The sequence below is a fragment of the Desulfurellaceae bacterium genome, assembly GCA_021296095.1.
GTDB lineage: Bacteria > Desulfobacterota > Binatia > Bin18 > Bin18 > JAAXHF01.
The window spans coordinates 14,140-40,578 of record JAGWBB010000021.1; the positions used below are offsets into that span (position 1 = coordinate 14,140).

At 63.7% G+C, this 26,439-nt stretch carries 25 protein-coding genes; 14 read left to right on the forward strand and 11 right to left on the reverse strand.

Going from position 1 to position 26,439, the window contains the following annotated elements; all coding sequences use genetic code 11:
* Positions 1–197: 197 nt before the first annotated feature.
* Entirely contained in the window at positions 198–965 is a 768-nt protein-coding gene (locus tag J4F42_07030) for a hypothetical protein (protein ID MCE2485249.1), read from the forward strand.
* Between the two features lie 121 nt (positions 966–1,086).
* Here J4F42_07030 and J4F42_07035 read toward each other — a convergent pair whose 3' ends face one another.
* Both J4F42_07035 and J4F42_07040 read right to left on the reverse strand, forming a co-directional pair.
* Entirely contained in the window at positions 1,087–1,515 is a 429-nt protein-coding gene (locus J4F42_07035) for a nuclear transport factor 2 family protein (GenBank protein MCE2485250.1), read from the reverse strand.
* Positions 1,516–1,579: 64 nt separating this feature from the next.
* Positions 1,580–2,707, reverse strand: coding sequence for an amidohydrolase (locus J4F42_07040; GenBank protein MCE2485251.1), 1,128 nt, complete (start codon positions 2,705–2,707; stop codon positions 1,580–1,582).
* 265 nt (positions 2,708–2,972) lie between these two features.
* Here J4F42_07040 and J4F42_07045 point away from each other — a divergent pair, with 265 nt between their 5' ends.
* A complete protein-coding gene (locus J4F42_07045; protein MCE2485252.1) occupies positions 2,973–5,156 on the forward strand; it encodes an STAS domain-containing protein in 2,184 nt (727 codons plus the stop codon).
* A 19-nt stretch (positions 5,157–5,175) separates the two neighbouring features.
* Here J4F42_07045 and J4F42_07050 read toward each other — a convergent pair whose 3' ends face one another.
* From J4F42_07050 to J4F42_07065, 4 genes are all read right to left on the reverse strand, one after another.
* Positions 5,176–6,867, reverse strand: a complete 1,692-nt coding sequence (locus J4F42_07050; protein MCE2485253.1) for an amidohydrolase family protein — start codon at positions 6,865–6,867, stop codon at positions 5,176–5,178.
* A gap of 108 nt (positions 6,868–6,975) precedes the next feature.
* Positions 6,976–7,854, reverse strand: coding sequence for an NAD(P)-dependent oxidoreductase (locus J4F42_07055; GenBank protein MCE2485254.1), 879 nt, complete (start codon positions 7,852–7,854; stop codon positions 6,976–6,978).
* A 21-nt stretch (positions 7,855–7,875) separates the two neighbouring features.
* Positions 7,876–9,072, reverse strand: a complete 1,197-nt coding sequence (locus tag J4F42_07060) for a CoA transferase (protein MCE2485255.1) — start codon at positions 9,070–9,072, stop codon at positions 7,876–7,878.
* A gap of 27 nt (positions 9,073–9,099) precedes the next feature.
* Positions 9,100–10,284, reverse strand: a complete 1,185-nt coding sequence (locus J4F42_07065) for a CoA transferase (protein MCE2485256.1) — start codon at positions 10,282–10,284, stop codon at positions 9,100–9,102.
* A 139-nt stretch (positions 10,285–10,423) separates the two neighbouring features.
* On the opposite strand from J4F42_07065, the gene J4F42_07070 reads away from it, so the two are divergent.
* The 9 genes from J4F42_07070 to J4F42_07110 all read left to right on the forward strand — a co-directional run bounded on the left by J4F42_07070 (position 10,424) and on the right by J4F42_07110 (position 18,619).
* Positions 10,424–10,684 (forward strand): hypothetical protein, encoded by a 261-nt coding sequence (locus tag J4F42_07070; GenBank protein ID MCE2485257.1) that lies wholly within the window; start codon positions 10,424–10,426, stop codon positions 10,682–10,684.
* On the forward strand, positions 10,641–11,009 hold the full coding sequence (locus J4F42_07075; GenBank protein ID MCE2485258.1) for a type II toxin-antitoxin system PemK/MazF family toxin: 369 nt from the start codon (positions 10,641–10,643) through the stop codon (positions 11,007–11,009). The genes J4F42_07070 and J4F42_07075 overlap by 44 nt, the downstream gene beginning before the upstream one ends.
* Before the next feature lie 88 nt (positions 11,010–11,097).
* On the forward strand, positions 11,098–11,646 hold the full coding sequence (locus J4F42_07080; GenBank protein ID MCE2485259.1) for a 2TM domain-containing protein: 549 nt from the start codon (positions 11,098–11,100) through the stop codon (positions 11,644–11,646).
* 142 nt (positions 11,647–11,788) lie between these two features.
* On the forward strand, positions 11,789–12,007 hold the full coding sequence (locus J4F42_07085; protein ID MCE2485260.1) for a DUF2283 domain-containing protein: 219 nt from the start codon (positions 11,789–11,791) through the stop codon (positions 12,005–12,007).
* 3 nt (positions 12,008–12,010) lie between these two features.
* Positions 12,011–12,514 carry a hypothetical protein gene (locus J4F42_07090; GenBank protein MCE2485261.1) on the forward strand — a complete coding sequence of 168 codons (504 nt, stop codon included), beginning with the start codon at positions 12,011–12,013 and terminating at the stop codon, positions 12,512–12,514.
* Between the two features lie 107 nt (positions 12,515–12,621).
* Positions 12,622–13,977, forward strand: a complete 1,356-nt coding sequence (locus tag J4F42_07095) for an amidohydrolase family protein (GenBank protein ID MCE2485262.1) — start codon at positions 12,622–12,624, stop codon at positions 13,975–13,977.
* 148 nt (positions 13,978–14,125) lie between these two features.
* Entirely contained in the window at positions 14,126–15,415 is a 1,290-nt protein-coding gene (locus tag J4F42_07100) for a M18 family aminopeptidase (GenBank protein MCE2485263.1), read from the forward strand.
* A 59-nt stretch (positions 15,416–15,474) separates the two neighbouring features.
* Entirely contained in the window at positions 15,475–16,284 is an 810-nt protein-coding gene (locus J4F42_07105) for a TIGR03084 family protein (protein MCE2485264.1), read from the forward strand.
* A gap of 52 nt (positions 16,285–16,336) precedes the next feature.
* Positions 16,337–18,619 carry a hypothetical protein gene (locus J4F42_07110; protein ID MCE2485265.1) on the forward strand — a complete coding sequence of 761 codons (2,283 nt, stop codon included), beginning with the start codon at positions 16,337–16,339 and terminating at the stop codon, positions 18,617–18,619.
* Positions 18,620–18,728: 109 nt separating this feature from the next.
* On the opposite strand, the gene J4F42_07115 is transcribed toward J4F42_07110, so the two are convergent.
* Positions 18,729–20,867, reverse strand: coding sequence for a pre-peptidase C-terminal domain-containing protein (locus tag J4F42_07115; protein MCE2485266.1), 2,139 nt, complete (start codon positions 20,865–20,867; stop codon positions 18,729–18,731).
* A gap of 106 nt (positions 20,868–20,973) precedes the next feature.
* The gene (locus tag J4F42_07120) at positions 20,974–21,975 is read right to left on the reverse strand and encodes a DMT family transporter (protein ID MCE2485267.1); all 1,002 of its coding nucleotides are present in this window, start codon (positions 21,973–21,975) and stop codon (positions 20,974–20,976) included.
* Between the two features lie 133 nt (positions 21,976–22,108).
* Here J4F42_07120 and J4F42_07125 point away from each other — a divergent pair, with 133 nt between their 5' ends.
* Together J4F42_07125 and J4F42_07130 are read left to right on the forward strand one after the other, a co-directional pair.
* Positions 22,109–22,357, forward strand: a complete 249-nt coding sequence (locus J4F42_07125; GenBank protein MCE2485268.1) for a hypothetical protein — start codon at positions 22,109–22,111, stop codon at positions 22,355–22,357.
* Positions 22,358–22,702, forward strand: coding sequence for a type II toxin-antitoxin system PemK/MazF family toxin (locus tag J4F42_07130; GenBank protein MCE2485269.1), 345 nt, complete (start codon positions 22,358–22,360; stop codon positions 22,700–22,702).
* Between the two features lie 25 nt (positions 22,703–22,727).
* Here the strand turns inward: J4F42_07130 and J4F42_07135 are convergent, their stop codons facing one another.
* The 3 genes from J4F42_07135 to J4F42_07145 form a co-directional block, all read right to left on the reverse strand.
* Positions 22,728–23,063, reverse strand: coding sequence for a hypothetical protein (locus J4F42_07135; GenBank protein MCE2485270.1), 336 nt, complete (start codon positions 23,061–23,063; stop codon positions 22,728–22,730).
* A 56-nt stretch (positions 23,064–23,119) separates the two neighbouring features.
* Complete coding sequence (locus J4F42_07140; protein MCE2485271.1) at positions 23,120–24,001, reverse strand: polysaccharide deacetylase; 882 nt, start codon at positions 23,999–24,001, stop codon at positions 23,120–23,122.
* Positions 24,002–24,067: 66 nt separating this feature from the next.
* Positions 24,068–25,009: an allantoinase PuuE gene (locus J4F42_07145; protein ID MCE2485272.1), complete on the reverse strand. Its 942-nt coding sequence runs from the start codon at positions 25,007–25,009 to the stop codon at positions 24,068–24,070.
* 81 nt (positions 25,010–25,090) lie between these two features.
* Between J4F42_07145 and J4F42_07150 the strand changes: the two genes are divergently transcribed.
* Complete coding sequence (locus J4F42_07150; protein ID MCE2485273.1) at positions 25,091–26,422, forward strand: hypothetical protein; 1,332 nt, start codon at positions 25,091–25,093, stop codon at positions 26,420–26,422.
* Positions 26,423–26,439 lie beyond the last annotated feature (17 nt).

Consider the following 26,439-nt stretch of genomic DNA (forward strand, 5'->3'; position numbering starts at 1 on the left):
CACGTTAAGCTGTAGCCGTGCCACTCTCGTCATGCCGGACGTGATCCGGGCTTTCGCCGGAATGACGACAAGGACCGGCTGGCTATACGGAATCGTGAAGTGCTCTAGGCCGAACGGGCTGGGCGCTGCCCAGCTTGAGCGACACCACGGGGAACCGGACTTAGACCGGTTCCCCGTTTTTTGTCAGCGCAAGAATCATGACTGAGCAAGCCGCCTTCGGGGTAGGCAATCCATTTATCCTGGACCAACACAGAGTCCGGGAGCGCATCAGCCTGTGTCACAGCGGCGATGCCGGTCGTCTGGCGGATCGGATCCGTATTGCGATTCCGGTCGACGACGCGCGGACGGTCTACACGGTCCTGGCAGACGCGATGCAAGCGCTGCATGCGAAGAGCGTGTCACAAGACGACCGCTTCAAGCATCCGGCCCCGGACGGACACCGCGATCTTCAGGCTCACGTCCGCCTGCCAAACGCGGCGGATGAGGTCGCCACCCTGATGATCGTCTCCACCGAAATGCTGGAGGCCAAGCGCCGCTGCCTGCCACTCGAAGCGCGCCTGAACGCCAGTCAGAGCGTCCTTTCAGCCATATCGTCGGGTCCGCTCGTCGTCGTGTCCGACCTCTTCAACTATGTCCGGCCCAAGGCCAAGCTGTGTTTCGCCGGCTTTGATTCGCTCCAGACCGCAACAGACTTTGCCCAGCGTCGCACCAGAGACAATATCCGCTCCCTCCACAACACCGCCCTGAGCAGATATGTGCTGCGGCTCACCTGGCTGATGTACGGAGAAGATGTGATTGTGGTTCAGAACAATGGGGTGGGCAGAGGCCCCCGGCTGGTGTACCACTCCTTCGATGAAGCGGACGAGTTGCTCATACACCGGCCGTGGGCCGATGAAGAAGTAGACTGGTGGCGGATACAGGAGGAAGGCCGGCTGGGCGTCAGCGTTTTGCCGTGTGTCTGGTGAGTCAGCCCGGCGGCCATCCACCGGGCTGCTCTCACTCGCGGGCTGCTCTCACTCGCGGGCTGCTCTCACTCGCGGGCTGCTCTCACTCGGCTGAGGAGGAATTCCCGTCCGCCGAATCGTCTCAGGACTGCTTGAGCCCCAGGTCGCCGGCGATATCGAAGTGAATTTTGCGGACCTTGAACCGCCACGTGTCTCCCTGCTTGACAAGCAGGTCTTCGTAGCGACCGGCCAGCGAGGTCAGAATGCCCTGCTCGCCCTCGCGCACGACGATGATATAGCTGTCGGCTTTGGCCTCCGTGCCGTTGACCTGTATCATGCTGTTCATGGTGCAGTGCTTGCGGGCCGGCCCTTCGCCCTGGGTGGGAACCGCCTTGGCAATGAAATCCCGAAGCGCCGCCCGGCCCTGGACTTGTCCCCGAGGTCCGGCATCAAACAGCGCATCCTCGCTGAACAGCTCGGCCCATTTGTCGAACTCGCCGCCATCAACATGAAAACAGTAGGCCGACAAGACATCACGAATGGCTTCTTTTTCTTCCAAGATCGAGGCCATGCTGGAGTCCTCCTTTTTGTGTACGGCCGGGGCATGTCCGCCCCGACCGTCGTCTGAGACAGCCCTAGCCGAGTTGGTACAGCTCGGCGGCGTTGCCGACCACCAGCTTGTACACGTCGGCCTCCGGCAGCCCGGCAAAGTCCCGGCTGATGGCTTCCTGCGAGTACGGGAAGGTCCCCTCGGTATGCGGATAGTCCGAGCCCCACATCAGCCGATCCATCGGTACCAGCCCCTCGCGGGCCAGGATGATCCCGGACCGATCTTCCTCAAACGTGGCCCAGAACTGGCGGTTGAAATAGAAACTCGGCGGCTCCTCCAGCTGCGGCTCCATCCAGCGGCGATGATCCGTCCACCAGTGATCCATGAAACCCAGCACGGTCGGGATCCAGCCGATGCCGGCCTCGGCGATGATGAAGCGCAGTTTGGGATAGCGCTGGGGTATGCCGGCCCAGATCAGTTCGGCCATGCCCAGCTCGCCGGTCACGATCTTGCTCTGCACCACCCCGACGCCAATGCCCAGCTTCACGAAGTTGTCGTAGACGGGCTCGCCGGTCGTCCCGATATGGATCGAGACCGGATAGTCGATCTCCTCCAGCGCGGCCCACAGCGGCTCGTACTCGGGCCGTGAATAGGGCCGACCAACCATGGTCGTGGGGATGGAGATGGTCTTGATACCCGGTAGCTTGGCCACCCGATAGGCTTCCTCGACCGCCCACTCTACCGGTCCACGCATCGGCACCATCGCCCCACCCAGGAAGCGCTCCGGCGAAACCGCGCAGAACTCGCTCACCCAGTCGTTATACACCCGGATACTCTCGCGCTGATATTCGGCATCCGGGGCAGCCCAGAACTGGAGTCCAAGCGCGCCCGGATACATGACCTCGGCCCGGATGTGGTCCAGCTCCAGGTCGGTCAGCCGTGCCTGGGGGTCCCAGGCGCCGGGCCGCGTGTCGGCGTGCCGATGGCCGCCCATCATCTTGATTTCTCCGGCAATCTTGTCCTCCATCGAGGCGCCCTCAAGACCGACCGGAAACGGCGTCACCCCGTCAATAATGTACCAATCGGCATCGTCGCGCGCCTCGACGCGTGGCGCCCGGTCACGAAAACGCGTATCCATGCGATCCGTCCACAGCTCAGCCGGCTCGACAACATGCCCATCGGCTGAGACATAACCACCTTCAAAGCTTGCCATACGCTCCCTCCTTTGCTTGGTAGAAAAATCCCCGTGAGACACGAAAACGAAAGATCACCTCCAGCATGAACGCGATTGCTTCTGCTTGTCAAGGCGCGCCCGTCCCAGGCGGGAAGGTCACACCATCGACTTGAACAAGCTGGATTGGTATGGATCGTTCAGTCGTCCGAGGGACCACGGCACTGTGGCTGCGGACCGAGCGCCCAACACAGTGTGTGATGGTCAAGCGTGACGAGTCGGAGCAGGAAGACGAAACGAGACGACGATGAAGTCTGCGAGCATGCACCTGCTATCCGAACTTCGCGCCGACGCCCTGTCGGAGAAAATCTCCCCAGCCCTGTCGGTCGGCCTGATCTCGGGTTTGATCGTCCTTGTCCGAGGCATCTCTTGGGGAGTGATCGTTTTTTCAGGTCCGTTGGCGCCGTACTCCTCACAGGGCACCAGCGTGGTGCTGTTCGGGAGTTTCGCCGTCTGCCTGGTGATCGCCCTGACCGGCAGTTACCGGGGCACGATCTCGGCCCTGCCGGCCCCGTGCGTGGTGATGCTGGTGGCGATCAGCTCTACGCTGGACGCGGAGGGCGACGCGCTGTTCATGTCCATGGTCGCGACCCTCATGCTCAGCGCGCTGGCTGCGGGCGTGGGCTTTCTGATGATCGGGCGTTTCCGACTCGCCGACCTGACTCGGTTCATTCCCTACCCCGTGGCGGGCGGGTTTCTGGCCGGGACGGGGGGAGCCCTGTGTCTGGCCGCCCTGGTGTTGATGGGGCTCAGCCTGGACCGGCAACCGCTTTCCGATCTCCTGAACCTCGCCGTGGTGTGGAACTGGGGTCCGGGCGTCGCCTATGGTCTGGGTCTGTTCCTGGCCACGGCGCGCTGGAATGCCTTTTGGATACTGCCGGTGAGCTTCGTGCTCGCCGCCGTGTCGTATCATCTGAGTTTGCCCCTGCTCGGCATCTCCGGAGACGAGGCCAGAGCGGTCGGCCTGCTGTTTCGAGGTACGGCGGAGGGCGCGCTATGGCCCGCCTTCGGGCTTGGCGATGTGGCGCGGGTGGACTGGACGGCTGTGGCGGGCCAGATTCCCAACATGCTGGCCCTGATCCTGGTCACCCTGCTGTGCCTGGTCACGGGCGTAGGCGGCCTGGAGTTGGCCACGAACCGGGAACTGGAGTGGAACAGGGAATTCAGAGCGGCGGGTCTGGCCAACCTCGTCGCCGGCTTAGGCGGCGGCCCGCCCGGGTGTCTGATCACCTCAAACACCATACTCAGCCACCTGTTTGGAGCCGAAACACGGCTGACCGGCCTCGTCGTTGCCGGCGTCGTGGGCGGCGCGCTGCTCTTCGGCCATGCGGTGCTGCAACTGGTGCCGGTGCCGCTTTTGGGCGGGGTCTTGCTCTTCACCGGCCTGCGCATGATGAACGACTGGCTCGTAGCCAGACGCAGCAGGCTGCCGCGCACGGAATACGCCATTGTCGTGCTGATCTTTGTCACCATCACATTCGTCGGCGTGCTCGAGGGGGTGGCTGTCGGCATGGCCGTCACCACGGCCTTCTTTGTCGTTCGCCTCAGCCGTGTGGAGTCGGTCGAAGCGCGGTTCAGCGCGCGTGAGCGCCACAGCAACAAGGTCCGTCCCGTCCCCGACCGAGCCATCCTGCGGGCGGAGGGCGAAGGGGTCCAAGCCTACCGGCTGCGCGGCTATCTTTTCTTCGGCAGCGCGTACCGCCTGGCCGACCGTCTCAAGCAGTCCCTGCACGACGAGCCGTGTCCCAGCTGCATTCTGCTGGACTTCAAAGCCGTCTCCGGCCTCGACTTCTCGGCCATCAATGCCCTGGGCAGGTTCATGCACGCCGCGTATGCCGCCGAAACGCGGGTGGTGTTGAGCGCGGCGCCCGCACAGCTCAAGAACGAGCTGGAGCACGGACTTCCCCCCCCCGTCTACGACAACCTGGTGTGGGAGCCGGACGCCGACCGCGGCATGGAACGCTGCGAGGACATCGTCATCGCCGCACAGAGGTCAGCCCTGGGCAGGCGCGGCGCCCTCCTGGAGCGCGTCACTGACGATATGGAGCGCCAGCTCGACAGACAGATCCTCTTTGAGAACCTGGTCCATGACCTCCAAGACTGGTTGGAACCGCGCGAATATGAGGTCGGCGAGGCGCTGACCACGAGAGGCGAGCCGCAGCAAGGGTTGCTGCTGCTGATAACGGGGCGGGCTTCCGCTTACGATTCCAGGGGCACCCGGCTGTATCAGTGCGGCCCGGGCGATATCGTCGAACCGCAGGGCGCCTTTGGCGCGCATACCGCCACGCTGGCAACCGTCGCGGACGAAGCCTGCCGGGCGATGCTGCTGACTCCCGCCGCCACGCTCTGGCTGGAAGAACATGAGGGGCGGCTGATCCTTCGGCTCTACCGCTATCTCCTCACCGCCGCGCCGCGTGCCGTGCCGTCATAGCTCGAAGCAGCCGGAACACTCAGGCATCAGCGCTGTCCATCACCCGGCCCGGAAACACCCCCTGGTGCTCGCCGTGGTCGAACAGAACCTGGCCACCGACCAGGGTATAGGCGATGCCCTCGGCCCGCTCAATCAGACGCTGCTTGCCACCCGGCAAGTCGTTCACCCACTCCAGCGGACACGGCTTGACCGTCTCCAGATCGAACAGCACCAGGTCGGCGTCCATACCCGGCAGCAGGCGGCCTTTCTTTGTGAGGCCCAGAAAATCGGCCGGCTCGGCGGTCAGGCGCTGGACCGCTCGTTCCAGGGACAGGCTGCCGCGGTTGTGTACCCACTCGTGCAGCAGATAGGTCGGCACGCCCGCATTACAGCTCTGGTCCACGTGCGCGCCGGCATCCGACAGGCCGAGCAACACGTGAGGGTTGGTAATCAGCTCCTGGACCGCCTCCGGGTTGGTATTGGTGGCCGCGAACAGAAACCCCGTCTCCAGATTCTCAGCAATGACCAGGTCGAGCAGGGCGTCAACCGGGTCCTTCTCGGCCAGCGCGGCAACCTCTTCAATAGTCTTATTGATCAACACTTCGTGCTCCGGCCGGGTCACCCGGACCACACTCAGGCGGTCCCACTGGCCGGTAAACACCACCCCGCCCTTGCCTTTGAGTTCTTCCCGAAAGGCATCCCGGAAAGCCGGGCTTTTATACAGGGCGAGCTGCTCTTCCACGCTCCGGTTAAAAGCATCCTTCCACGAGGCAAAGCTGGCAAAGATGAACGGGGTGCGCAGGGTATGGTACTGGCGCGCCGGACGCGGGGTGGCCTGGGGGTGGATGCGCATCCCGGCCTCGATATACGGCGCGACGGTGTCGAGGGCCGCACGGTAGGCGTAGGGCATATCCGTCCGATCCAGCAGGGCCAGCCAGGTGATCGGCCGCTGGCTGCGTTCGGCCAGCAGTTTCAGCAGCTCCAGCTCGTCTTCTGACAGCAGGCCGGCGGTGCTGGTCAGGGCCAGCTCAATGACGCCGTGGCCGACCTCGCGCAGCACGTCGGCCAGCGCGCCCAACTCTTCGTGACTGGCCAGACGGCTGGCCAGAGGCCGACCCTGATAGCCGATGTGTTGGCGCAGGGTGCTGAGCGAAAAACCGAACGCGCCGGCCCGCATGGCCTGGCGCAGGGCATCGGCCATGGCCTGAATCTCATCCGGTCGAGCGGCCCGCTCCGGGGCGTCCCCGCCGAGCACAAAAAAGCGCAGGGCGGACAGCGGAACGAGAAAACCAGTGTTGATCGCCAGGGGCCGTTTTTTCATTGCGGCCAGGTATTCGGGAAAGCTCTCCCAGGCCCACGACACCCCGTTGAGCAAGACCTCGTAGGGCATGGCCTCCACATTCACCAGATCCCAGGCCACAATGCCGCGCTCATCCGTCCGGCACGGGGCCACGCCCACCCCGCAGTTGCCCATGACCACACTGGTGATGCCGTGCCAGCACGAGCTGGTCAGCAGCGGGTCCCAGGAAATCTGGGCGTCATAGTGGGTGTGATGGTCGATGAACCCCGGGGCGAGGATCAGGCCCTGGGCGTCTATCTGTCTGCTCGCCTCACCCGAGACAGCGCCCAGCCCGGCGATTTTGCCGTCCTTGATGGCAAGATTGCCGTCAAAGGCCGGGGCTCCGGTCCCGTCGCAGATACGGGCGCTGCTAATCAGCATGTCATAGCTCATCTCATCCTCCTGACTGTTCGGGGCATCACGCTTGTCTTCCCTCTACCCCCTGCGACCGCCTGCCTGCAAGCGGTCTGGGTGATCACAGGGGCTCGCCTCTACATATAACTAATCGGGCGGCGGGGGGCCGACCGGGCCGTAGCGTTCCAGTTCACGCAGCGCGTCCATCAGGCTGTAGCGCGGCTGATAGCCCAGGCGGCGCCGGGTTTCCATCAGATCGTATTTGAAGGGCTTGTCTTCCGGCACCAGTCCCCAGCGCCGGACCAGGGCTTCGTAGGCCGCGTAGTAACGCCGGAAGCTTGAGCCCGGCCCCTGGGCGTCCCAGTTGGCCAAATCCTCATCCGTATACTCATAGGCGCCGTCAACTGTCAGGACCGGCGGCGTTTCCAGGCGGGTCGTGGCCAGCAGATCGAGGCTTTGCACGACCGCCCGAGCAACATCATCAATATGCACCGCACCGCGCCAGAACCACTTCAGCCAATCGACAAACGAGTCATACACAGTCCGATTCCAGTGCGGAATAAAGCCGCGCGGCCGCAGCACCACCACATTCATGGCGTGGCGGCCGGCATAGCTGTGGGCGACTTCTTCGCCCACCACCTTGGTGTGGCCGTACACGCCGTGCCTGTTGCGGACGCTGGTGCTCGACACATAGATCAGCCGTGCGATGCCGGCTCTGGTCGCGGCCTCGAACACGTTGAAGGTGCCGGTGACGTTCAGGTCCCAGAAGGCGTAGATGTCTTTTCCAAGGGGTGGCTCGGCCGTCTCGTGAACGCCGTGCCAGGCGGCAATATGCACCACGCAGTCAGCCTCGGCCAGGCGGCAGGCCAGGCCGGCGCGGTCGAGGACAGAGCCGGCCACGTACACACCCCGGCGGTCACGCGGCGGGACAATATCCAGGCGCACGGGCGTGTGGCCGCGCGCTTCCAGCCTGGGGGTCAGCACGCTTGCCAGGTCGCCCGAACCGCCGGTCAGTACAATCCGCACGCCCGCCCTCCGCACCCGGGCTCAGCTCGACCCGACAACAACACCGGCAGTCACAAGCTGAGATATCTGGTCCGCAGCGTAACCGAGACCGCCCAGGACCTGCACGGTGTGCTGGCCCAGGCTCGGAGCCGGGACTGGGGACAGGCGGGCCAGGGGCTCGGAACACAGCCAGGGCACATCAATAGTGGTGTAGGTTCCGGCCACCGGGTGTTCCAGCTCCTTCAGCATGTCCAGGGCTTCGACCTGCGGGCTGTGGAACAGCGTCTCAGCCGTATTCATCCGCACGATTGTGCCGCCCATGCCCTGCACCAGCTGCTGCAAGTCGTCAAAACTCCAGCTGGCCAGGAAGGGTTTCAGCGCCTCGGCCAGCTCGGCCTTGCTGTTCAGGCGCTTGAACCACTCGTTGAATCGGGGGTCGGTACCGAGCTGGGGCGCGCCGAGCGTCGTACACAGGATCTGCCAGGCGTCATTCCGGTTGCCCCAGTCCATCAGGAAGTGGGCGTCTTTGCACGCAAAGCCGTGGTCCGGCGCTTCGGTGTAACCGGACAGCGGCCGGGCGCGCCACTCGTCCGGGTTGCTTTCCGCCGCAGTCGTCCACTGCATGATGGCGACCGCCGCATCCAGCAGCGAGGTTTCAACCCGCTGACCTTCCCCGCTCGACTCGCGCGAGTACAGGGCGGCCAGAATGCCCTGGCAGGCAGCCCAGGCCGCGTTGACGGAAATGATATCAAAACCGACCCGCAGCGGCGGCTCGTCGGGCGTACCGAGCTGGCGAAATTTTCCGACAAAGGCTTGCAGGTCGAGTTCGGTAGCCGGCGTCCGGGCCAAAGGCCCCTGACTGCCGTAACCCGAGATGGCGCAATAGATCAGCCCCCGGTTATGCGCGGACAGCTCGGCGTACGACAGCCCCAGACGCTCGGCCACCCCAGTCGTATAACCCTCGATGAACACGTCGGTGGCCCGGGCCAAACGCCGAACAATGGCCTGGCCGGCCGGTTCTTTCAGGTTGACGCACACGCCTTTTTTGTTGCGGTTGAGGCGGATGAACAGGTCGGACTCGGTCTCGCTAAAAGGCCCGACCGTCCGCAGCCAGTCCCCATCCGGGGGTTCGAGCTTGATGACCTCGGCCCCCAGATCGCCCAGCATGGTCGAGCACAGCGGGCCGGGAACCCCCTGAGAGATGTCTACAACCGTGATGCCGTCGAGTGCCAAGGCCATAGCCGCTCCTTCAGATTGCGGCAGCCGTCAGGCGGCCGAGACCCGCGACCGGTCCGTGATCCCAAGCTCGTGAAAAATTTCCTGCTGATGCTCGCCGAGCCGGGGAGCCGGACGGGCGATGGCGGTGCTGTCGCGGCTGAACCGCCACTGAGCCCGACTGACATTGCACGGTCCCCACGGGGTCTCGATGGTGTCCATCATGCGGTTGGCCCGGGTCTGGGGGTGGTCTTTCACAGCATGGGTGCGCGGCATGTCGCGCCGATACCGGGCGCACGGCACGCCGTGGGCTGTGAGCACCGCCTCCCACTGCCAGGCCGCCTTCTTTTTGAAGCGCGCCTCCAGCAGCGGAATCAAGGCGTCCCGGTTGGCGACCCGCGCGGCGTTGGTGACAAAGCGCGGATCGGCCGCCAGCTCCGACAGGTCCAGGGCTTCACACAGACGGGCCCACACGCCGTTGTGGATCACCGACACGCTGAGGGCTCCCAGCCCGGTTGCGAAAGCCTGGTCGGGCACGATATGCGGACGCGCGCTGCCCATCCGCTCGGGCACCGCGCCGGTCGAGAAGTACTCGGCATAGCGGGTCAGGCCGGCCAGGGCCGTAGCGTGCAGCTGGCTGGTTTCGATCTTCATTCCCCGGCCGGTCTTGCGGCGGACGTACAGCGCGGCCAGCAGGCCGATACAGTTGAGCATGGCCGCGTTCCAGTCCAGGTTGGCCGTACCGCGCAAAAACTCCGGCTTGCCGCCCGGTTTTCCGTTCAGGCTGGTATAGCCGCCGGCCGCCTGGGTCATCCATTCGTGGCTCAACATGCCCTTCCACGGCCCACGGTTGCCAAAGGCCGAGGCCTGCAAATAAATGATCCGGGAGTTGATCCGGCGCTGGACTTCGTAACCCAGGCCCAGGCGTTCCATGATGTCGCCGGAACGGAAGTTGTCCAGGCTGACATCGGCCGTGGCCACCAGTTTACACGCGATCTCGCGCTCGGCGTCATCCTTGAGATCCAGACACACGCCGCGTTTGGTGTGGTTGTTGCCGATGAAGGTCGTGCCCATGCCGCCCATTGTCGGGCCGCTGGGCCGGCGGACAATATCGCCGCTGGGCTGCTCGACCTTGATCACGTCTGCGCCGAGCAGACCCAGATAGGTGGTGGCCAGCGGTCCGACCGCAGCCATACCGAAATCCAGCACCCGGATGCCTTCGAGCGGTCCAGCCATAACGCCCTCCTCGCTGTCGGCCACTGTGCCCCGAAGCCGGCTCACAAATCAAGCGTTCGCGTCCTTGCCGGTGTGTCCAGCCTGGCAACAGGCGGGTTTGTGTGCCATACAGAGAGGCGTCACGAAAGGAGTCAAAGCCATGCTCACAACGATTGCAGGCGTGTATCGCGGGGGGAAGATCGAACTTTCGGAAATGCCCCGCGAGGCGCAGGAAGGCGCCTCCGTTCTTGTCACGTTTCTTTCGTCTGATTCTGTCAATTTACACAACCGGGGTATTGACGAGGCACAGGCGGAAGATTTACGCGCGCGCCTGACGACCTTTGCCGAAGACTGGGAAAGTCCCGAGATGAGTATCTATGACAACTACGACGCCGCCAAATCCAAGCTACCGCCGCGGTGATGTCGTCTTGGTGCTCTTTCCAGATTCCAACCTGCTTACGGCCAAACCACGGCCAGGGTTGATCGTTCAAGCTGACAATCTGCAAACCAGCCTGCCGCAAGTGATTGTGGCGATGATTACCAGCAAAATATTCCGTGCCAATCATCCCAGCCGCGTCACCGTCTTACTCTCCACTTCCGAAGGACAACAATCGGGTCTACTCACCGACTCAGTCGTGATGACGGATAATCTTGCTACAGTCGTTGAATCGGCAATTGACCGCGTCATTGGCTCGCTTCCGATGGACGCTGTTGACCCGGCTTTGCGGCATACCCTGAACCTCTAGCCGCTGATAGCAGTAAGAGAATCTGCCTGACAATACTGACCGCTTCACCCGGTTGATTTGGGCTCCCCGGCCGTGGCAGGCTGAGGGTATGAAACACCACGATTCGCATACCGACGATCTCGAACGTGAGGCCAGGAAACGCGTCAAACAGCTCAAGGAGTTCTACGCCCATCTGGGCAGCTATCTCCTGGTCAATGGTTTCCTGGTGTGTGTCAATCTCCTGACCTCGCCCCAGGTCTTGTGGGCCATATGGCCGGTGCTGGGCTGGGGGCTCGGCCTGGCGTCCCACGCCATGTCCACCTTTGGCCTGTTGGGCCTGGGCGGCAAGTCCTGGCAGGAGCGCAAAGTCCACGAGTTCATCCTTCAGCGCCAACGCGGTCTGAGTGCCGAGCAGGTCAGGCAGCTCTTACGCGAGGAACTCCAGCCCGATAGCCACGTCGTCCTGAGTCAGGCCGAGTGGCAGGCCGTGCTCCGGCGGCTCGAAAATCTGGAGACCATTATCACCAGCAAGGACTGGACCTTTATGGAGCATCTCTCTGATGCCGGCAAGGCGAGCGACAACGCCCCGTCCCCCGAGTCCAAGCCCGGCCCGAACGGCGTCCGCCAAGAGGATACTGCCAATCCCGATGCCCAGTAGCGGTTTTCATTCTTGACCGCGCCCTGCTTCCAGGCCGTATGGGAATGGCTAAGTCTCAGGCCGTGGACCCGTATAAATTCACTGACTATTTTGAGAACGAGATCTTGCGCAAACGCCCGTATCTGAAAAAGCGGTTTAAACCATGAAGCTGACCTATTACCCTGATACGGACTCCCTCTACATTGACCTTTCTGAGCAACCGAGTACGGACAGTCAAGAGGTTGCCGAAGGGCTCGTGCTCGATTACGACGCCAGTGGAAACCTCGTCGGAATCGATATCGACAATGCCAGCCAGAAAGTCCAACTCAAGGAGCTGACGCTCAGCAGGTTACCGACCGAGAGCCAGACGATCACGGCCTGAAGGGTGAAGCGTTTCGTTCTTATCTGCGTCCTTGTCCTGTCCGCCATCCTGCTGAACTGGGCGGTGCTGGCTCTGTTCGGACAGCACAGCGCCGACCGGGCCGAGCACAGTCTGGTCGGGATTCTCCTCCTCATGGGCTATGTCGCCCTGCGCGCCAAGAGCCGCGCCGTCGGCATCTTTTTCACCGCGCTCATCCCGTGCTACCTCGGCACGGTCTTTCCGGACTGGGATATTCGACTGTTGGGTATTGGCGGCCATCGTAATCCCCTCTTCCACAGCAGCCTGTCTTTCTTCGTGCTGGCTCTATTGCTCGGACGCCGAGCCGGCTTCCTGGCCACCCTGGTCGCCGGTTATGGGGTGGGCCTGGCAAGCCACCTGTGGTGGGATGTGGTCTACTATGGCGATGTCCGCTGGCTGCCCGGCGGGACCCTCGACCGCCTATGGCTGGGCGTGCATGGCCTGCTGTGCCTGACCACCCCAGGCGGCCTCAAGGCCACTTTCGATTAAACCCTGCTTCACATTGAGCGGCCCGATTCGGGCTCGCTCGCGCGGCTGGTAAAAGCAAAGGACGCGTTGTAAGACAGAGGCAGGACAGCACTATGAAGGAGGGGAATATGCCACAGGTATACACCAACGCCCGGCTGATTGACGGCCTGGCGGATCAACCGCAGGAAGGCGTGTCCATCGTTGTCGATGGCGAGCGCATCAGCCAGATCACCGGAAGTGAAGCGCCGGCGCCGGCCGGCGCCGAGGTCATTGACCTGACGGGCAAGACGGTCGTGCCGGGCCTGATCGACACCCACGTCCACGCCACCCTGTTGGACAGCGAATCGCTGCCGCTGTTTCTGGCCGCCGGCGTGACCACCGCCCGGGATGTGGGCGGCAAGCTGGAGAAGGTCACCCAGCTGCGGGAAGACCTAAAGACCGGCACCAAACTCGGCCCGCGCCTGTTCGTCCTCGGCCCGCTGCTCGACGGAGTGGACCAGAGCATGGACTATAACGGCGAGTTGGGCGAAATGCTCGACAGCGTGCCCTCGGTGGAAGCCGTACCCCAAAAAATCGGCGAGCTGCTCAAGGCCGGGGTGGATGGGGTCAAGCTGTACTTCACCCTGCCGCCCGACACGGCCAAGGCGATCATTCGCTTTGTCGATAAGCGCGTGCCGGTCACCGGCCACCTGGGCTACAGCCACTCGCTTGACCTCATCAACGCGGGCATTGACGGCCTGGAGCATATGTGGATCTCGCCCTACAACGAGTTCTGCGCCCTGGACATGCAGTTCGGTCCGGGTGCGTCGATGATGGACCCCGGTTTCTGGACCCAGATCACCGCTGGCTGGGAAGAGGCCGACCTGGAGGGCGAGGGCGCCAAGACCTGGTTCGGCGCCATGGTCGACAAGCAGGTCAACATGGGCACCACGCTCGACCTGTTGTGGCTGGCAAAATTCGGCACCCAAGCCGCCCTCAAAGACCCCGACCGCCGCTATATTCCGCCTATGGCTCTGGGACGCCAGCGAGCCATGGCCTCGCGCATTGGCGAGCGACCCGACTGGGATATTCACCCCGGCATCTTTGACCCGGCAAAGTGCGTCAAAGCGCTGGAGAAGCACCAGGAAGCGACCCGCATCCTGCACGAGTCCGGGGGGCTGGTGGTTGGCGGCACCGACTGTGGCGGCCTGCCCTACCCGCCGCCGGGCTTTGCCCTGCTGCGCGAGATTGAGCTGTTGTCCGAAGCGCTTGGCGCCATGGACGCGATCAAGGCCGTGACCTCGGTTGCCGCCCGCTATCTGCGCCAGCAGGACAACGTCGGCAGTGTGGCGGCGGGCCGCTATGCGGATTTCTCGATTCTCGACGGCGACCCGCTCCGCGACGTGCGGGAGCTGCGCAGTACGACCACGGTCGTGCGCGGCGGGGTGCGCTACGATCCGGCCGAGTTGCTGGAACAGGTCCCACACTCTGAGGTCGTCAGCTAGCGGGTGTTCTACCCTACGGCTGGGCGGGGGGGCTTGTTGGATGACGCTCCGCCCAGCCAGCCTGCTCATCGGCAATGCACGACCCGGGCCTCATTCCGCGTGCGGCCGGCGTCTTGCCATCGGTCAGGTCCGGCGCTAAGAGGAAGCGATGGACCAACACCGCTTCAACCAAGGGCTGGCCGCCTTCCTGACCGCTTCCCCGACGCCCTTCCACGCCGTCGAGCAGATGGCCGCCGGCCTGTCACAGGCCGGCTTTGAGCGCCTGGCCGAGGCCGACGCCTGGTCGCTACGACCCGCCGGACGCTATTTCATTACCCGCAATGACTCGTCGATCATCGCCTGGACCATGCCGGTCGAGGGCTCACCGGCCGAACGCGGCTTTCGGATGGTCGGAGCGCATACCGACTCGCCGTGTCTGAAGGTCAAACCCCAGCCCGAGCTACACCGCCACGGCTATGTCCAGCTCGGGGTCGAGGTCTACGGCGGGGTGTTGCTCAACCCGTGGTTTGATCGCGACCTGTCGCTGGCCGGGCGGGTCAGCTATCTGAACCAGCACGGCCGACTCGCCCACCGCCTGCTCAATTTCTCACACGCCGTGGCGGTCATTCCCAGCCTGGCCATTCATCTCGACCGCCAGGCCAACACCAGCCGCTCGATCAACGCCCAGACCTATCTGCCGCCCATCCTCGGGCAGACCGAGGAAAAACCGGAGCTGAAACCCCTCCTCCAGCGCCGGCTTGAGGCCGACGGCGCTGCGGATGTCGCCCAGGTGCTGGACTACGAGTTGTTTTTCTATCCGACCCAAGGCCCGGAATTCATCGGCCTGGAACAGGAGTTCATCGCCTCGGCCCGGCTCGACAACCTGCTGAGCTGTTTTATCGGTCTCCAGGCCCTGACCGAGGCCGAGCCCGAGCAGGCCGCCCTGCTGGTGGCCAACGATCATGAAGAGGTCGGCAGCACCTCGGCGGCCGGGGCGCGCGGGCCGATGCTCAGGCAGATGCTGGAGCGCGTCGTGCCCGACCCCCAGCAGCGCGGGCGGGCGCTGTCGCGCTCGGTGCTGATTTCGGCCGATAACGCCCACGGCCTGCACCCCAACTTCTCCGACCGCCACGACGACAACCACGGCCCGCTGCTCAACCACGGTCCGGTCATCAAGCTGAACGCCAACCAGCACTACGCCAGCAACAGCGAGACCAGCGCCATCTTTCGCAAACTGGCGGCCGAGGAAGACAGCCCGGTGCAAGCCTTCGTGGTCCGCAGCGACATGGCCTGCGGCAGCACGATCGGACCGCTGACCGCAGCCGAGATCGGCGTGCGGACGATTGACGTCGGCGTGCCGCAGTGGGCCATGCACTCTATTCGTGAGGTGGCCGGAACGCGGGACGCCTTCACGCTGAGCCGTATCCTGCGCCGCTTCTTCAGGACCGCCGAACTGTAAATGACCAAGGATGAATGCCGAATGATGAACGGCATGACAAGAAGGGAGAGCACCGCCACATGTTAGACCAAGCGCTCGATTTTCGCGCAGAGAGCGATGTCTTCTTTGCGCTGCTCGACAGCCTTGAAGAACACGACTGGAGCCGCACGACCCAGTTCAAGGACTGGACCATCAACGACGTGCTGGCCCATATCCATCTCGGCAACTATCTGGCCGATCTCTCGCTGCAAGACAGCCGGGCCTTCCTCGACTTTATCCGGGCCTTCGGTCGGACGGGCAAAAAAGGCGCCAGCCGCCTGGCCGCCACCCACGAGTGGCTGGACGGTCTGTGCAACCGAGCCCTGTTGCAGCGCTGGCGGGAGTTCTACACCGCAATGGCGGACCGCTTTGCCGACGCCGACCCCAAGCTGCGGGTCAAATGGGTCGGCCCGGATATGAGCGTGCGCTCAAGCATCAGCGCCCGCCTGATGGAGACCTGGGCGCACGCCCAGGCTGTGTACGATGTGCTGGGCAAACAGCGCAGCGCGACCGACCGCCTCAAAAACGTCGCCGTGATCGGCATCAATACCTTTGGCTGGACCTTTCGCAACCGGGACCTGCCCGTTCCTGCCGATCCACCCTATGTCCGGCTCGACGCACCCTCGGGCGAGGTGTGGGAGTGGAACCCGCCCCAGGACGAGAACGCGGTTCGAGGCCAGGCGCTTGAGTTCTGTCAGGTCGTGACCCAGGTGCGCAATATCGCCGATACCAGCCTTCAGGTACGCGGCGACACGGCGCAGTCCTGGATGTCGATCGCCCAGTGTTTTGCCGGACCGCCGGAAAACCCGCCGGCGCCGGGAACCCGGTTTCGACAGGTGGGGCATCCTTAGATAGCGCTCGCCTCAGCCCGCGGGAAAGCCGCATGGGTTCCGGGGAGAAGCAATGTTCACCTGGCAGCCGTTTCGCCTCAGCCTCTTGGGCCTCTTGTCGGCCGGCGTTGCCGGACTCCTCCTCACCAGCTGTTCCGAATCCGACGAGTCCGGCCATCCTGCTCTGGCCGAAGCCGTTCAGCTGTTTGAGCAAGCCCGGGCGGCCGAACGCACCAGCTTTGTCACCGCCGCCCAGCTGTACCGGGCCGCGCTGCACAAAGCGCGCAGTGTCCACCCGGCTTCGCCCTCCGCCCGTCGCCCGACCCGACCCATCGCCGATCCTGTTCTTATCGGTCCCTACACCCTCGGCGCCTTACAGAATGCGGTCATTCCCAGTGTCACGGCCAAGGCTGAGGCTGAACGCAGTCCCCTGGCCTGCGCCCTGTTCCTGGCCCAGCGACTCCCCGAGACGGTCCACAGGGCGCAAATTCTCGAACAGATCGGGCTGGCCTATCTGGAACTCGACCAGGACGACCGGGCGGCACGGGCGACTCAGCTGATCGGCGACAGTCCGCACGGGGCGAATATGTTGGAGCGTCTGGCGCGCAGAGCCATACGCGCCGGCCGCTCCGAGCAGGGCCTGCGGTTTGCCCGGCAAATCGTCACGACTCACGCCCTGTTCGGAGTAGAGCTTTTAACCGACATCGCGCTTCAGCATGTCAGGCGTGGTCGGTACGCGGACGCCCTCAAAGTCGCCCACGGGGCAGGGAGAGCGTCGTCGAGCGCCTGGGTGATGAGCGAGATCGCCAGCAGGCTGACCCACCCCGGCCAACAGGCGACAGCACTAGCGATGCTGGACCAGGCCGCCCAGCTGGCCCAGCGGGTTTCTCATCCTCCTCTCAAAAGTCTGGTGTTGGGACAGATAGGACATGCCTATGTCCGCCTGGGCCACAGCGACCGCGCCCTCCAGACTGCCCTGAACCTGCAAGAGTTGCGGCATCGGATCACTCTCCTGGTCGCGATCACTCAGGCCGCAGTTGAGGCCGGTGAGCCCGAGCGCGTTTCCGGTCTGATCCAGCATCTGCAAGCGAGCCATGAGCAGCCTTTCCTCATCGCCCGAGCCCTGACCGAGATTGCCGAGAAACATCTCGAATTGGGCCTGGCTGAGCCGGCCCGGGACGTGTTATCGACAGCCCAACACGTCGCCGCGGCAATCGACGAGCAATCGCAGCGGGCACGTATTATCGGACGCATTGCCCTGGGCCACCTCGAAGCCGGCCAGACGGACACGGCTCACGCGCTGGTAGACACGATTCAAGACCCTGGGCAACGCCTCGATGCCAGGGTCCAGCTGGCGCTCGGTCAGGTTGAGGCTGGAGACGTTGAAGCGGCGCGTCGGACCGCACAAACGATGACCGACCAGATTCGTCGGGCCGAAATCGAGGAAAGCATTGTGCTCAGCTATCTGAATCGGGGGGAGCTGCAACAGGCGCGTCAGCTGGCCCAAGCAATCCGAGCGCCAGGCCAGCGGGCAGAGGCTTTGGCACACCTTGCCCGCAGCTATCTTGAATTCGGGCAAATCGCGCCCGCCCTCCACCTCGCCGAACTGTTGAGCGGCCAGCCCCAGCGGGATGAGGTCGTCGGACGTGTCGTCCGCGCCTACCTCGACGAGGATGCCGGCCAACAGGCGCTCCGGCAGGCCAGGACGATACAAGACCCGCGCCTGAAGGCTCAGGCTTTTTCCCGCATTGCCCGGAGTCAGGCCAGGGCGGGTGAGTTCGCCGCAGCGCTCCGGATTGCTGAAGCCATGACCGATCAGGCGCGTCAGGCCGAGGTCGTGGCCCAGATTGGGCTGGAGTATTTCAGAGCCGGTCGGACCGACCACGGCGTGAGTCTGATCCGATCCCTTCAGGATTCACAGCCCAGAGCGAGCGCCCTGGGACAGCTCGCGCGCTATTACGCACGGGCCGGTGAGAGCCAGGCAGCGGTGCAGCTTGTGATGGCCATCAGGCTGCCAAGCCAGCGCGAAGCCGCGCTACGGATGGTGGCCGAAGTCCACCACCAGGCTGGTCGGTACGACCAGGCGGTCGGTGTCATACAGCGTATGCAGGCGGCACCGGAAAAAGCGGAACTCCTGGCCAAAGTCGCCGCCGACTATACAAAACAGGGGGCGCAAGAAAAAGCTGCCTCCCTAACCGTCCAGGCGCTCAGCATAGCCAAAACACGCACCAACCCCGCCTCACAAGCCCACACCCTGGCGGCCGTCGGCCTGTGGCAGGCCAAAGCTGAGCAGCGTTTGGGGACGCAAGCCCAGGCCATACTGCACGACATGATCGCTGAGGCGGTGTTACGCTGACAACACCATCACCCGAGCCTGCTCCCTAGAGGCCTATGGGAACCGTTCCTCCGGCTGAGAGTCTATGTGAACCGCTGGGTTCCGGATAAGTCGCTGGGCCACCTTCACTTTACGGTGCCGGGGTAAAGCGCACGCTCAGTACATACGCTCCGCTCGCGTCCCCAAAGCCGTTCACCCGGATATAGTAGGTCCCGGCCGTGACCTGCCGCGCCAGCCGGAAATTGAGCCTGCTGCCCCCGTCGTCGTCCTCGCTGAGCCGCTGGCCGTCGGCGTCCAGCAGCTGCCCGACCGTATCCGTGTTGCCCGTCGTCTCGACCGTCAGGGTTCCGGCTCGGGTCACCTCGACCCGGAAATAGTCGATATCTCCCCCGTCCTCCAAGACCCCCGAGGTGGACGAGTTGAGCGCAACGCTGCTGGCTTGCTCAAGCGTTCCGGCGTGACCCTCTCCCGGTGTTCCTGTTCCAGCGAAGCGCACGACCAGCGTGTACGGTCCAGTAGCATTTTCAAAGCCGCTCACCCGGATATAGTAGATCCCGGCTGTGACCTGCCGCGCCAGCCGAAAATTGAGCCCGCTGCCCCCATCATCGTCCTCGCCGAGCCGCTGACCGTCGGCTCCCCGCAGCTGCCCGACCGTATCCGTGTCGCCCGTCGTCTCGACCGTCAGGGTTCCGGCTTGGGCCACCTCGACCCGGAAATAGTCGATATCTCCTCCATACTCCAGCGAGCGCGGGGTGGAGGACGCCGCGCCCACGCCGGTCGCTGCCTCACGCGTATTCCCATCCATATCCCCGTCGGGCTCCAGATGGTGGCGGATCAGGGGAAAGAAGCGGTCAAAACGACCATACACAACGCTGGCCCCGCACTCCATGTCCGTAGGACTGCCCGATAAGACGCCCCGCAGCTGTCCGTGCGCGTCAAACAGGCCGGCCCCGCTGCTGCCCGGTTCGACCGTGCCCTGCGACCAGATCACCTCAACAGTCCGAACCTCCTGTAGCTCGGGACCGAGATAGATATTTCTGAAATCTACCGTCAGCCCGGCACTGTATTTCTTGAGGTCGGCCGCAGGGTGATGCACCCCATACACCTCGGAGGGATGGGTGAGAGGCGTCTCATCCCAGCTCACATACTCGCGCTCACCCGGCGGGGCGCGCCTGAGTCTCAGCAGGCTCGAGTCCGACTCGGGGTGCGTCGCCAGCAGGTCGGCTCCACCGGTCAGCTGGGTGACTGTCGTTGGATCGTTCCCCTCACAGATTTCGCTTTCGCTGTCGCTTGTGCGCTCGATTGCGCGCTCAAAGTCCCAATAGGTGACCAGCGTCCGGGCGACGGACTGGGTCTCGATACAGTGATGGGCGGTGAGGAAATACGGAATGGAAGACGTGTCGTCCTTATCCTCCAGCAGGGTGCCCGTACAGGCGGCGGTATAGCCATCCTCGGTCGTAAAAATCATTTTGGCGGTTGCGCCTGCCTGAGGGTCCACCGGCGGGTCTGCACACTGGATATCAATGTGCTCACACGAAGCGCGACCAATATCGACCAGACGCTGCGGCTGGTAGCGCGGCACGGAAGAGACCTGGTCAGAGACCGGATGAGAGACCAGATGAGAGACCTGGTCCACATACAGCGAGAAAGTAGACAGGGCTTGGGACGACGGCAGGCTGATTTCCATTCCGACGGTCTCACCCGCAATGACGGGAGACCAGACCGGCAGGTCGGGCAGCTCCAGATCCTCAGCCGACCCGGTATCCTGGTCAGTACCCTGGTCAGTATCTTGGGACGTGAAATTCTGCCGGGTCACGGGCTCGAAGTGCTGATCGGGGTCAGCCGGATTGAAGAAGCGCAGTGTGGCGTCGGGGCCTAAGATGGCAGACACGGCCACCCGCAGTGCCCAGGCGCTGGGGGACGTGACCCTGACCGCGCTGACCAGAGTCCCATCGCTGCGTGTGACCCACTCCAGCCGAGGCGCCAGAGCGTCCTGATAGGCGATCGGGATCTCCCGGCCAAAGCCGACTTGCAGCGGGCCGGTCGTGTCCCTCAGCGCCCACTCCACCTGCTCGGCGGCGGTCACCGCCGGCAGGCTAATACTGAGTGCGGTGGGGGTTGTGGCCTCAGCCGTGGCCGCAGCTGCTCTGAACGCGCCCTCAGCACGACCGCCTTGGGTCTGGCCCACGGCAGAAAAACCGAGCACCAGCACGAAGGCGAGCAGCGCGGGTCTGCAGCGAGAGCCCAGAGTGCGAGCATAACTCATCATGGGTAACGAATCCTTGTCCGTGTTCTTCCCGACCAGGCGTCCGGCGGGCAAGCACCGGGCAAGCACCGGGAAGGAAAGCAACAAGATACTTGATTGGGAGGACGCGCTATCGTGCGCCCGACACTCTCACCTCTCCTCCAGCCGTAGGCACGCCCCGCTCCTGGTCGTCCGCCGCCGTCTGCGGATACGGCATCCGGCCGCTGTTCACAATGTATACGCCCAGGCACACCCCCGCCACACCGGCGAGTTGGCTGGCCCCCATGTACTCACCGAGCAGCAGCCAACCGTACAGCACGGCAAACACAGGCGACAGAAAGGTCAGCGCCGCCACCCGGGTTGCCGAGTTGCGTTGGATCAGCCAGGCATAGGCAACAAAGCCAAAGGCGGCCGACACAATGCCCAGGTACAGGATGGACACGACCGCCCGGCCGGAAAAAACAAACACGGCGTCCGCCTCCCACATCCAGGAAGACAGACCCAACAGCGGCCACGACATCCAGGACTGCCAACAGATCAGGGCCACCGGATGGATCCGACCGGCCACCCGCTTGGTCATCACCCCGGAGACAGCGGTGGCGACCGCGCCGCTCAGCACGATGGCGTCACCTATGAGGGTCGGCGTGATGCCGCCGCCAAGCTTGGCCAGAAACAGCACGATCACACCGCCAAAGGCCAGCCCCAGGCCGGACAGCTTGCGCAGGGTGAGTCGGTCACCAGGCAGGAAATACGGCGCCAGCAGGGCCAGGAAAATCGGCTGGGCGTAGAAGAAAACCGCCGCCCGGCCCGAAGTCGTTCGCGACGTGCCAACGTAGGCAGCCACATTGGTGTAAAAAAACAAAACTCCCAGAATCAGCAGCAGCATGGCTTCGGTCCGTCCGAAGCGCAGCGGAACCCGCCGGTAGTAGGCCCAGCCGGTCAGCACCAGGCTGGTCAGCAGAAAGCGTAGCGCCCCGGCTCCCAGCGGGGGCATGTCCATCGTTCCGACCTTGATGGCGACAAAGGCGCCGCCCCAAATGGCACACAGTACGATCGTCAGACTCACGGCCAACAGGTCGAGGGGGGAGTCGGCTGAGACAGAGATACGGGTTGTCTGACTGCGCTGTGGCATCGGCTTGTTATAGCCAGTGACAGGACAGCGTCAAGCGGGAAAGGGGAATTTCCTGCACCTCCTGCGCCCTTGAGTTACGGCCGAATGGGGGATATACCTTGGCTATACATTTGGTCATCCGAGGAGAAAAGCGATGCTGACCAGGATTCAGAAATGGGGCAACAGCCAGGGGCTTCGGTTCACCAAGGCGCTTTTGGAAGAAGCCCAGATCAGCGTAGGCGACGAAGTGCAGGTGTCCGTCCACAAGGGGCGGATTGTCGTTGAACCCGTGACCAAGGTGCGAGGCAGATACGACTTGGAGGCATTGGTAGCCAAAATGCCGAAAGGCTATCGGGCTGAAGAACTGGACTGGGGACCACCTGCCGGTAGGGAAGTCTGGTAAATGCCCAGATATGTCCCAGAGAAAGGGGATTTCGTGATCCTGACCTTTGACCCGCAGGCCGGACACGAGCAACGAGGCCGTCGGCCGGCACTGGTCGTCAGCAACACCTTGTTCAACCGTCATACCAGGCTTGCCATGGTGTGTCCCATAACCAATACCTTCAAGGACATTCCCTTTCATGTGGCGGTTCCCGACGAGTCGTCCCTGACCGGCTACATCATGGTCGAACAACTCAAGTCCGTTGATTGGGCGAGCCGGCAGGCGCGATTTGTTGAAAAAACTCCCGCAGCCGTGCTCAACGAGGTGCTGAGCCTGCTGGACGCCTGTCTCTACAACCCGCTGTGACGGCGGTCAGCCACAAGGGCCACGCCTACCTTTTCCTGACCTCGGCCGAGCCGGCCTGACGGAACAGTTCGTTCAAATACGGCGCGTAACGGGTTGAGATGGGGCAGGCGGTGTCGAGAAAGACGAGGACGAGCGGACGTGCCGTGTCGTCGAGTCCGAGCAGATGGAGCCGCCCGTCAAGGTCGAGGCTGCGGCGTCCGATCAGACCGACCGGACCGTCCGCGCTCGGCGGCGGGATGTGGGCCTGTGGCACCAAGTCGGCCTGGGCCATATAGGGCGTGGCGGTCAGCTGACCAAAGACCAGACCGAAAACGGTCAGGCACGCTCCGACAGCCAGCAGCACTCGTGTCCTGTTCCGCATCAGCATCTCCCTGAACCGGATTCATGATTAAGTGTTCATCCCTGGATTCATCCGGCTCAGCCCCTGGGCTGACGCTGGGCGAAATCCGCCGCGATCTCTCCCAGCGTGCACCAGCTCACCCCGGCGTGGCCGTTGATGTATTCGATCAGCCGCTCGTGCATCAGCAAGACCTGCGGGCGACCGCTCACATCCGGGTGGATGGTCATCGCAAACACGGCGTAGTCGTACTCCCGGTACACCCAGTCGAACTGGTCGCGCCACAGCTGCTCAATATCGTGCGGATTGACAAAGCCGTGGCTGTTGGCCGACTTCTTGATGAACATCATCGGCGGCAGGTCGTCGAGGTACCAGCTGGCCGGGATCTCGACCAGATCCGTTTCCTGGCCGCGCTGCAGGGGCTTCATCCACTCGGCGGCCGGTTTGGCGTAGTCGATGTTGGTCCACCGGTCGCCGACCCGGACGTAGTAGGGGTGGAAGTCGTTGTGCATCAGGCTGTGGTCATACGCAAAGCCGTGCTTCAGCAGCAGCTCGTTGGTGATGGGAGAGAACTCCCACCACGGGGCCACATAGCCGGTCGGCCGTTTGCCCGCCACGCGCTCGATCAACTCAATGCTCCTGAGCAGCACATCTTCTTCCTGCTGGGGCGTCATGGCAATCGGATTTTCGTGGGCGTAGCCGTGGGCACCGATCTCATGCCCGGCCTCGACGACCATCCGGGTCTGCTCGGGAAAGGTCTCGATCGAGTGGCCGGGCACGAACCAGGAGGTTGTGATGTCGTATTTGGCAAACAGCTTGACCAGACGCGGCACGCCGACCTCGCCGGCGAACAGCCCGCGCGAAATGTCGTCCGGCGAGTCCTCGCCGCCGTACGAGCCCAGCCAGCCGGCCACCGCATCCACGTCGATACCGTAGGCAATTTTGATGTCTTTTGTCGCCATGGGTGGTACTCCCTTCCGTCTCAGCTGCCCAATCATCGAGCCTGGGGAAAACCGAGTCAAGCCGCGTCAGCGGACGAACTCCGTGTGATGGTCCCGCCACCACCGGGCGATATCGATCCGCCGGGCAAACCACACCCCGCCCTTGTTCAGCGCGTAGTCGAGGAACTCCCGCAGCGCGGCCGTCCGACCGGCCTGGCCGACCAGACGCGGATGGAGACCGATCGACATCATTTTGGGATAGCCGGCCGCCCCCTCGCGCCATAGCTCGTCCAGGCCGCGTTTGCAGGTCTCAAAGAAATCGGTCGGGCTGCCGTAGCCCTGGGGCAGGACGTAACGCGCGTCGTTATAAGTCAACGAATACGGCACGATCAGATGCTGGCGGCCGTTCACCTCGGTAAAGTAGGGCAGGTCGTCGTTATAGGCGTCCGAGTCGTACACAAAGCCGCCCTCCTCGACGAGCAGCTCGCGGGTGTTGACGCTCGGCCCATAGCGACAGTACCAGCCCTGGGGACGCTGGCCACAGGTGTTCTGGATCGACTCGATGGCCCAGCGCAGCTGCTGGCGCTCTTCGTCGCGACTGAGCAGCCAGTGTTCGCTCCAGCGCCAGCCGTGCGAGCACGGCTCGTGGCCGCTGGCCTGCATCCACTGGCCGACTTCGGGGTTGCGCTCCAGAGCCACCGCGCAGGCGAAGAAGGTGGTCGGAATTCGATACTCGTCAAACAGCCGCAGCAGGCGCCAGATGCCGGCCCGGCTGCCGTACTCATAGACCGACTCGGTACACAGATCGCGGTACTTGGGGTTCAGGGCGTAGTTGATCTCGGCCAGGCCCTCGTTGCGCTCATCGCCCAGCGGCTTGGCGTACTCGGAGCCCTCTTCGTAGTTGACGACCAGATTGACCGCCACCTGCGCCTCGTCGGGCCACACCACTTTCGGCAAACGGCGGCCATAGCCCACATAGTCGCGTTTGGGACCTGGAATAGCGCGGTCTTTGAGTTGTTCGGCTGCCATAGTTCGTCCTCCTTTGTCTCACTCTGCCTTGACCTTCCGGGCCTGACAAGCCTAAAAGCGTTCGATATGAGAGACCCAGCCATGACCCATCCCACCCGCCTGAGAATACTCCTGTGTCTGCTCGCCGTCTGGCTGCTGCTGCCCGTCTCGTCCGAGGCCGACCAGCGCAGCTGGCGCACGCTGGCCGAGTTGAGCGAGCAGGAGCGGGCCGCGTTCGACCCCCGCCCCCAGACCCCGCGCGACGCCCAGTACCCCTACATCCCGGCCGAGCGCTATCCGTTCGAGCCGCCCTACACGGCCGAGGAGATGGGCTTTCGGGCCATGGAGTTCAGCCACTCGCCACGCTGGTCGTGCAACCTGATCGATGTCAGCGGGACGCTGACCAGCGAGGGCTATCTGTTCACCTCCAAGCTCTACAGCCCGATCTTCTACGTGCCCAACGCCAGGGGGCTGACCGGCTTTGCCGGCGAGCTGTACGGCACCCTGCCGGGCCAGCCGACCCGTCAGATTACCGGCCAGGATATCTTTCCGCCCGAGACCTACGGCAACCAGATGAACCTGATCCAGTACCGGACCGACCTGGAGCACCCCACCCGCTGGGACCTGTTCGTCTACACCGAGGGCATGCGCCGCGTCCGCCGCCAGCCGTCGCCGCGCCGGGGCGATAAACTCGCCCAGGGGGCGGAGGGCTTTGACGACGTGTTCGGGCGTGACCCGTGGGAGTTTGACTGGGAGGTCTTGGGCACGGACGTGCTGCACGAAACCATCCGCTTTCCCTCCACCCGGCCGGCCCTCACCCTGGCCCGTCCCGACGGCACCTTCTACACGGTCGAGACCAAAGACTTTCGGCTGATGGGCGAGCCCTACCCCTTTTATACGGCCGACAACGGAGTCGCCTGCTGGGTGGTCAAAGCCCAGGCCAAAGAAGAATGGCTGCCCAACTACTACGCGCCGACGATCGTGTACTGGCTTGACCAGCGCTACTTCTATCCACTGCGAATCGAACAGTACGGGCGCGACGGCAACCTGATCTTCATTGAAACCCGTCTGGCCGACCATATGAACCCGCCCCTGGGCGACCAGGGCTACGGCATGCACTTCAACCACTACTGGGACGTGAGCATCGACTATATGCGCTACAGCGTGCACGACGCCCATGTGCTACGCGAATGGTCGGAACAGGATCAAAAGGTCTTTTTCAGTCCTGCCGTGCTGCCCCGCAAGTGGCATTTTGCCCCGCTCAAGAGCCAGGTCGAGGTGACCTCGTCCGAGCAGTTTTTTCTGCGCCCCCACCTCGACCGCGACAAATTTCCCCAGCACCGCAAGATCGAGCTGCCCGCCGCCATCGAGGAACGGGTCGCCGCCCAGGAGGCGGCCGGCTATATCGTCTTCAGCGATGAAGACGGCGAGTAAGAGCGACCAACCGGTCG